8 protein-coding genes are annotated in these 7,233 nt (G+C 45.1%); 4 read left to right on the forward strand and 4 right to left on the reverse strand.

The genetic code is table 11. The features are described 5' to 3' along the window. Positions 1 to 127: 127 nt before the first annotated feature. The 3 genes from BP688_RS00005 to BP688_RS00015 are packed head-to-tail and all read left to right on the forward strand — an operon-like array spanning position 128 to position 2,809. A complete protein-coding gene (locus BP688_RS00005) occupies positions 128 to 1,429 on the forward strand; it encodes a phenylacetate--CoA ligase family protein (protein ID WP_290624461.1) in 1,302 nt (433 codons plus the stop codon). Between the two features lie 10 nt (positions 1,430 to 1,439). Then, positions 1,440 to 1,853: an ACT domain-containing protein gene (locus BP688_RS00010; protein WP_290596572.1), complete on the forward strand. Its 414-nt coding sequence runs from the start codon at positions 1,440 to 1,442 to the stop codon at positions 1,851 to 1,853. A gap of 59 nt (positions 1,854 to 1,912) precedes the next feature. Beyond that, positions 1,913 to 2,809, forward strand: coding sequence for a potassium channel family protein (locus BP688_RS00015; protein WP_290596578.1), 897 nt, complete (start codon positions 1,913 to 1,915; stop codon positions 2,807 to 2,809). 5 nt (positions 2,810 to 2,814) lie between these two features. Here the strand turns inward: BP688_RS00015 and egsA are convergent, their stop codons facing one another. The 3 genes from egsA to BP688_RS00030 are packed head-to-tail and all read right to left on the reverse strand — an operon-like array spanning position 2,815 to position 5,165. After that, complete coding sequence (gene egsA / locus BP688_RS00020; RefSeq protein WP_290596573.1) at positions 2,815 to 3,870, reverse strand: sn-glycerol-1-phosphate dehydrogenase; 1,056 nt, start codon at positions 3,868 to 3,870, stop codon at positions 2,815 to 2,817. Positions 3,871 to 3,872: 2 nt separating this feature from the next. Further along, the gene (gene htpX, locus BP688_RS00025; RefSeq protein ID WP_290596574.1) at positions 3,873 to 4,733 is read right to left on the reverse strand and encodes a zinc metalloprotease HtpX; all 861 of its coding nucleotides are present in this window, start codon (positions 4,731 to 4,733) and stop codon (positions 3,873 to 3,875) included. A 30-nt stretch (positions 4,734 to 4,763) separates the two neighbouring features. Beyond that, positions 4,764 to 5,165: a thioredoxin family protein gene (locus tag BP688_RS00030; RefSeq protein WP_290596575.1), complete on the reverse strand. Its 402-nt coding sequence runs from the start codon at positions 5,163 to 5,165 to the stop codon at positions 4,764 to 4,766. Positions 5,166 to 5,203: 38 nt separating this feature from the next. Here BP688_RS00030 and cobB point away from each other — a divergent pair, with 38 nt between their 5' ends. Next, positions 5,204 to 5,941 (forward strand): NAD-dependent protein deacetylase, encoded by a 738-nt coding sequence (gene cobB, locus BP688_RS00035; protein WP_290596576.1) that lies wholly within the window; start codon positions 5,204 to 5,206, stop codon positions 5,939 to 5,941. On the opposite strand, the gene truD is transcribed toward cobB, so the two are convergent. Continuing rightward, the gene (truD, locus tag BP688_RS00040) at positions 5,922 to 7,163 is read right to left on the reverse strand and encodes a tRNA pseudouridine(13) synthase TruD (protein WP_290596577.1); all 1,242 of its coding nucleotides are present in this window, start codon (positions 7,161 to 7,163) and stop codon (positions 5,922 to 5,924) included. The genes cobB and truD overlap by 20 nt on opposite strands. Positions 7,164 to 7,233: the final 70 nt, after the last annotated feature.

The following is a 7,233-nucleotide window of genomic DNA, read 5'->3' on the forward strand; positions in this document are numbered from 1 at the left end:
CGCTGAGAGGGTGTTTGAGTATGGGGGTGGTTGTTTGAGGAGTGAAATTATTTCGGGATACCACAGTTTTCAGAAAATAGGTTAAAATTTTTATTCTCCATCAGTCATCTTTAACCGGTGGTGATGAATGTACTGGAATCCAGCAATTGAGAGGTTGTCTGGAGAGGAGCTTGAAGAGATTCAGGAGAGAAGATTGAGAGCGCTTGTAAACACAGTCTACGAGTACTCCCCCTTCTACAGGAGACGATTTAAAGATGCGGGTGTGCACCCATCGGACATCAAAAGCCTTAACGATTTGTCAAAGCTTCCCTTCACGAAGAAGCAGGATTTGAGAAACAACTATCCCTTTGGAATGTTCTGTGTTCCTCTCTCCCAGGTTGTGAGATTTCACGCATCAAGCGGTACAACTGGTAAACCAACCGTTGTCGGATACACAGCAAATGACATCAGAAACTGGGTCGAGAGCCTCTGCAGGGCTTTGGTTAGTTGTGGTGTAAGCAGCAAAGACATAATGCAAATTGCATATGGCTACGGGCTTTTCACAGGAGGGCTTGGTTTTCACTACGCCGCCGAAAGGCTTGGTTCCACAGTCGTCCCGATTTCTGCCGGAAACACGGCGAGGCAGGTGGAATTGATGAAAGACCTTGGCACAACAGTCATTGCGTGCACCCCTTCCTACATGCTCTATCTCTCAGAATATGCTGCCGAGATGGGGGTGGATATCGCAAACGACACAAATCTCAGAGCAGGAATTTTCGGTGCAGAGCCGTGGAGCGAGGAGACAAGGAAAAGAATAGAAGAGAAAACAGGTATAGTAGCCTATGATGTTTATGGTACGTCGGAGCTTAGTGGGCCTCTGTTTACCGAGTGCACTGAGCGAAGCGGGATACATATATGGGCTGACATGTTCATAGCTGAGATAGTTGACCCAGAAACAGGGGAACAGGTTGGCGAGGGGGAGAAGGGAGAGCTTGTGGTAACGACCATCACCAAAGAGGCTCTTCCGCTGATAAGGTGGAGGACAGGAGATATTACCTACATGGAATCAGATAAATGCGGGTGCGGAAGAACCCATCCGCGAATAATGCGTATACTTGGCAGAGCGGACGACATGCTCATCGTCAGAGGAGTCAATGTGTTCCCAAGCCAGATTGAACATGTACTTCTCCAAATCCCCGAGGTTGGAGAGCACTACATGATAATCCTCGACAGAAGGGATGATGGTTTGGATGAGATGACGATTCAAGTAGAGTTGAGCGACCGAGTCTCGATAGATACTACTTCAGACATACTTAACTTGGAGAGGAAAATCGCAGAGAAACTCAAGAGTGTGTTGAACGTGTGGGCAAAGGTCGAGGTTGTAAATCCGGGGACGCTTCAGAGATTCGAGGGAAAGGCTAAAAGAGTTATAGACAAAAGAAAGATATAGGGTGATGGGTATGATAAAGCAAATATCCGTCTTCGTCGAAAACAAGCCCGGAAGGCTTGCTGCCATTACTGAGAAACTTTATGAGAATAATATAAACATCAGAGCCTTCACCATTGCAGAAGCTGGAGACTTCGGGATAATAAGAATGGTTGTTGACAGAACGGAAGAAGCTTACACTGCTCTGAAAGAAGCAGGATTTACTGTAAGGCTTACAAATGTGATTGCAGTTGAGGTTGAAGATGAACCGGGAAGTCTGCACAAAATTGCGAAAGCTCTTGGTGATGCTGGAATCAACATTGAATACGTTTACGCCTTCACAAGCGAGGAGCACAAGGCTCTGATTATATTCCGTGTCAGCGACGAAGAGAGGGCTAAAAACGTTCTTGAGAATCTGGGAGTTCTTTTCAAGGGAGAAATCAAGTAATTTTTTCCATGAACTCTCTCAGATTTTTAATTCTAAGAGTTGCTTCTCTCTTGGTAGCGGTGATAGTAGGTGGAACGATTTCTTACCGAATCGTAGAGGGGTGGCCATGGTTTGACTGTCTCTATATGACCGTGATAACGATAACGACCACAGGCTATGGTGAGATCAGACCAATGAGTGCTGCTGGAAGAGCACTTTCAATGATTTTGATGTTTGTAGGTGTTGGGACATTCCTCTACTCCGTCAACATTTTTATGTCTGCCATCGTTGAAGGTAGAATTCAGAAAAGGTGGGAAAAGATGATTGAAAAGATGAGTAGCCACTACATCCTTTGTGGATACGGAGTGATGGGCAGAGAGATTATCAAAGAGCTGCCTTCAGACAAAGTTGTTGTCGTTGACATTGACATGAACAAGGTCAACACTGCAAGGGAAGATGGATACGTAGCAGTTCATGGAGATACAACTGACGAAGCAACACTTGAAAAGGCCAAAATTTCAAAGGCAAAAGCAATAATCTGCTGCATGAGCGATGCAAGCAATGCCTTCACAGTCTTAACTGCTAAGGAGCTTAACCCGTCAATAAAAACAATTGCGGTTCTCAGAAGTCCCGATGCAGAAAAGAAGATGCTCAGGGTGGGAGTGGATGTTCTGCTTTCTCCCTATAGAGACGCTGCAAAGAAAATACAGACAATAATATCGGAAAAGGCAACAGCAGAGTTCGTCGAGACTGTAATGAGTGGCGCCAAATCCTTGAACCTTGAAAAATTTGTTGTGAACGAAGAGATGGCTGGCAAGTCTTTAAGGGAACTTGACCTTAGAAGAAGAACAGGGTGCATCGTTGTAGCTATTGTGAGAAGTGGAGAGATCCTACTTCCTGAAGCAGAAACTATCCTCGAAAAGGGAGATATACTCTACATGCTGTGTTCTGGAAACATGAAGATGGAGACCAACTGATGTCGTTAAGCGACTCCAGTCTTAGACAGAATGATTTCAAAGTCCTCCTTCGTTGGATTTACAGCCTCCAGAATTGTGAATCTCTTCTTCCTAAGCTTTTTAGCCATCATCAATGCCTCAAGAACCTGTTCCTTTGTAAGACCTATTTCCTTTGCTGTTGTAGGAGCACGAACCTTCTCGAGAGATTCTTTAACAAGCTCCCAGTTACCCTTTCCGTAATTCCTTTCGTGGAGATACTCCATAATGATTGTCCCAATAGCTACCTGCTCACCATGGGTTCCGTTTCCGTAGCCAAGATAGTCTATTGCATGGCTGAACTTGTGCTCTGCCCCACTCGCAGGTCTGCTTGAACCAACAAAGGCTATCGCAACTCCACTCATTATAAGACCGCGCATGAGCATGAGAAGGTGAGGCGAAAGAGTCAGATCGAGATCATCTGCCTTGCTAACCATAAGCTGGGCAGGCATGACAGCAATTGATGCAGCAACCTCGTTATAATCCTCCCCCACGAGGTCTCTTGCAAGCTGCCAGTCCTTGACGGAAGATATGTTAGAAATCAAATCCCCATATCCTGATCTGAGCAATCTAATCGGACAGTTCTTTATTATGCTGAGATCAGCAATAACTGCTGAAGGAGGGTTCGTTGAAATTGAAATTGGCTTTCCATTCTCCTTGAAGCTTGCTACTGGCGATGCTATCCCATCATGGGATGCTGTCGTTGGTATGCTGATGAAAGCTGCGTTCATCTCTGTTGAAACAACCTTGGAAACGTCGAGAACCTTTCCCCCTCCAATGCCGACAATGGCATCATAATCGCTGAATCCCGATTGCATTATTATCTTACGAGCTTCTTCCATTCTCGCAGTCTCAACAATCATCATGTCGTAGTCCCAATCAGCCAGCTCATTCTTGAGATTTACCACGACAAGATTCTTTACGAGGCTATCTGTAAGCAGAAGAAAGTAATTTACTTCCAAACTCTCCAAAACCTTCCCAAGCTTTGAAATCTCTCCCTCCCCTATATAGATATGATGCGGCAGTTCTACAGTCTTAAACCTCATAACTACCACCTCATATCTTCTGCAAGCTTTTCCAGCCTTTCAATTCTCTTCTCAACGGGAGGATGAGTAGAAAAGAGCGAAAGTACTGTCTTTCCACTCACAGCAGGAATTATGAAAAAGGCGTTTAGCCCTTCAACCTTTGCTCTCTCCTCCTCACCAACATACTTCATTTTACCGCTGATTTTCAGTAGGGCAGAGATCAGCGCTTTCGGATTTCTCGTAAGCATGGCACTACCAATATCCGCAGCATATTCCCTGTATCTGCTGAGAGCCCTTATCAGGAGAAAGCTGATGAACCACACGAGGGCTGAGACAAGAAAGAGTGCAATAGCGGACCCTCCTGAATCTCTTCTACTTCCGAACATACCCATAAACATCGCCCAGCGCATGACGAAAAATGCCAGAGTGGATATTACACTCGCTATCGTCATCACAGCCATATCTCTGTTTCTGACATGGCTGAGCTCGTGGCCAAGAACGGCTTCAAGCTCCTCTCTGCTCAATGTCCTTAGCAAGCCGGTTGTAACTGCTACAACTGCATTTCTTGGATTTCTGCCAGTTGCAAATGCATTTGGGATCGGTGTTTCAACAATAGCAACCCTCGGCATAGGCAATCGCGCCCTACTTGCAAGCTCTCTTACAATCTGGTGCAGTTCAGGGGCATCTGTCTCGCTCACGACTTTAGCCCTCATGCTCCAGAGTACGAGTTTATCAGAGAAATAATACTGGGCAAAAATCAATAAAGATGCAAAAAGCATCAGAAACTCAAATCTGACACCCATAGCTGCGAGAATCGTTAGGAAGGCAAGATAGAGTAATGCAAGAAGGAACATCGTCATGAACATTCTGAATTTCAGTCCCATAAATAAATTAATGGGGACTGTTTTATAAGACTATTGTAACTGCATCAGATTTCGCATAAGGTCCTGCGGGGTGTTGGTCGAGAAGCATGAAAGGTTCTCAGGCATACCCACACAGAAAACCGGAACGAAGGTTACGGTGACTGGTGGTTTTTCTTTCAATGCATCAACGTAAACAGGCACGAAGTTAGATTTTATGAACTCCATTGCGGTGCTGTTTGATGAAAAGAAGGCTTTAAAGCTCTTACACACCTTGCAGGTATCGGTACCTATGAAGACAAACATCTTTTTACCTTCCTTCTCCGCAATTCTCTTACCCTCGTCAAAGCTATACCACCCGCTCATACTACTTTTCTCGCTAAAAACAGAAATCGCTATCAGGGCGATTCCAACAACCGCGAGGATGGCATAAATCGCTCTCATCCTTCGCTTCATGAACCGAAGATTTAAGAAAATTGCGCGGAAGTTAATCCATGGTAGAAGATGTGGCTGATGCAATACTCAGCTCAAGATATTTTGTAGCGCTTACGGGTGCGGGTGTTTCTGCAGAAAGCGGAATCCCAACCTTTCGCGGCAAGGATGGGCTGTGGAACAAATATCGCCCTGAAGAGCTTGCTAATCCAGAAGCCTTTGCCAAAGACCCGGAAAAGGTTTGGAGGTGGTATGCATGGAGAATGGAGAAGGTTTTCAGCGCCGAGCCGAATAAGGCGCACTTTGCCTTTGCAGAACTCGAGAAGATGGGATTGCTCAAGACCCTAATCACCCAGAATGTTGACGATCTGCACGAAAGAGCTGGTAGCAAGAATGTTCTCCACCTACACGGCAGTTTGAGAGTTGTGAAGTGCACCACCTGTAAAAACAGTTTTGAGATAGAAAATCCTCCAGCAGTCCCACCATTGCCAAAATGCGAAAAATGTGGGTCTTTACTACGCCCCGGAGTCGTCTGGTTTGGAGAGATGCTTCCTCCAGATATTCTTGAGAGGGCATTTCGAGAGGTTGAGGTTGCTGATCTGATAATTGTCGCCGGTACATCTGCCGTAGTTCAACCTGCCGCATCGCTTCCTCTGATCGTGAAAAGACATGGTGGTATTGTAATCGAAATAAACCCCGCTGAAACACCATTGTCAAGCATCGCAGACTACAGTTTAAGAGGAAAAGCAGGAGAGGTTATGGAGGAAATATTGCAGTGGATCAGAAAAGTTCTCTCTTGAGAAACTCTCTTAGCATGACAGTTGCATAACATCCCTTTGGCAGATAGAAGCTGAAGGTGCTGCCATCAAAACTGATCTCGGTATGTTCAATGATCATATCTGCTGGTCTGTAGGAGCCGCTTGAAGAGAACTCTTTGTGATCAGTTTTGAAACTTTTAAGGCTAAGGTTATCCTCGCTTAAAAACTCTAAGGCGATCCTGCTCCAACCCTTTAGCTCCGTTTCATAACCGACGAGAGGTAGAGCCAAAGCAGCCATCCTCTCTTTCACAAGGTATTTGACCCTCAGCCTGTTTGCAGCTACATCGCTGCAATCAGCAAAGGTAGGTCGGGTTTTCTTAAGGGTAACGTAACATGCAGCATCTCCTTCTTCAACTGTTTTAATCTCTCCAAACTGCCTTATTCTTTCCGACAGAAGCCTGTTGAATATGTAAGACTGATAGGCGTGGATGAACATCATTTTAAGATTTTTTGGAAGCGATAGGAGAGCTTCCTCCTCACTCTTCCCCTCTCTCAGCTTCTGAAGTAAGTTTCGCTCATATCGGAGATACTTTGGTAACTCTCTCAAACCAAATCTGGCGTCTCTTGTTTTCCACAGCTCTTCTCTGATTTTCCTTGTATCCTCATTCTCACCCTCAAAGGGTTTTGCAACATACACCCAAAAAGCTTCCTCGTAGTTACCCTGTAGAATCAGCTTCCCCACCTCATGTGTTATGAATCTAATGCTGCCAAAGCGCTGCAATCCGAAAAAGTTGGGTGTCCCCTTCTCCTTCAATTCCTCTCTTGTTTTCTCAAAAAGTTCTCCATCTCCACAATCGTGAACCCTGACCCTGAAAAAGTTCCCAAGCAGGTCCCCAAGCTGAATCTGTCTCCTTGCATACCCCACAACCTCGATTTTCACGTCACCCATTCTTATATTCTCTACTTCCTCAGCTTTAACACCCTTGATCGCGTAGTATTGCACAGTCAAAGCCCTTTTATCCTTAGTTCCAGCAAAGCTTACCCTTTTTTGACTGATGCCGAGCATATTAGAGAGAACGCGGGCAAAGTTCAGGGTGTCCCAGTTCCTTTTCTCCACCTTTACAACCAGATAATCGCCCTCTTCACTCAAATTCAGTTCAGCTATCTCTTCAACGTAAAAATCTTCAGGGTCGTTCTTTATCTTTCCCATCATTCCCGGTGTTGAGGTTACGTAACATTCAATTCCGACCTTCTTTTCTACCACAGATAAGGATTGAGTGGAGAGTTTTTATGCATTTTGAACTGCAAAAATTATGTATAGTCCCAAAAAATTT

It is taken from the genome of Archaeoglobus sp. UBA230 (assembly GCA_002507545.1).
Classification (GTDB): domain Archaea; phylum Halobacteriota; class Archaeoglobi; order Archaeoglobales; family Archaeoglobaceae; genus Archaeoglobus.

Bases quoted from the DNA above. Each gene is read 5' to 3' on its own strand.
- BP688_RS00005 (WP_290624461.1), top strand. From the start codon at position 128: ATGTACTGGAATCCAGCAATTGAGAGGTTGTCTGGAGAGGAGCTTGAA.
- BP688_RS00010 (WP_290596572.1), top strand. From the start codon at position 1,440: ATGATAAAGCAAATATCCGTCTTCGTCGAAAACAAGCCCGGAAGGCTT.
- egsA (WP_290596573.1), bottom strand. From the start codon at position 3,870: ATGAGGTTTAAGACTGTAGAACTGCCGCATCATATCTATATAGGGGAG.
- htpX (WP_290596574.1), bottom strand. From the start codon at position 4,733: ATGGGACTGAAATTCAGAATGTTCATGACGATGTTCCTTCTTGCATTA.
- BP688_RS00030 (WP_290596575.1), bottom strand. From the start codon at position 5,165: ATGAAGCGAAGGATGAGAGCGATTTATGCCATCCTCGCGGTTGTTGGA.
- cobB (WP_290596576.1), top strand. From the start codon at position 5,204: ATGGTAGAAGATGTGGCTGATGCAATACTCAGCTCAAGATATTTTGTA.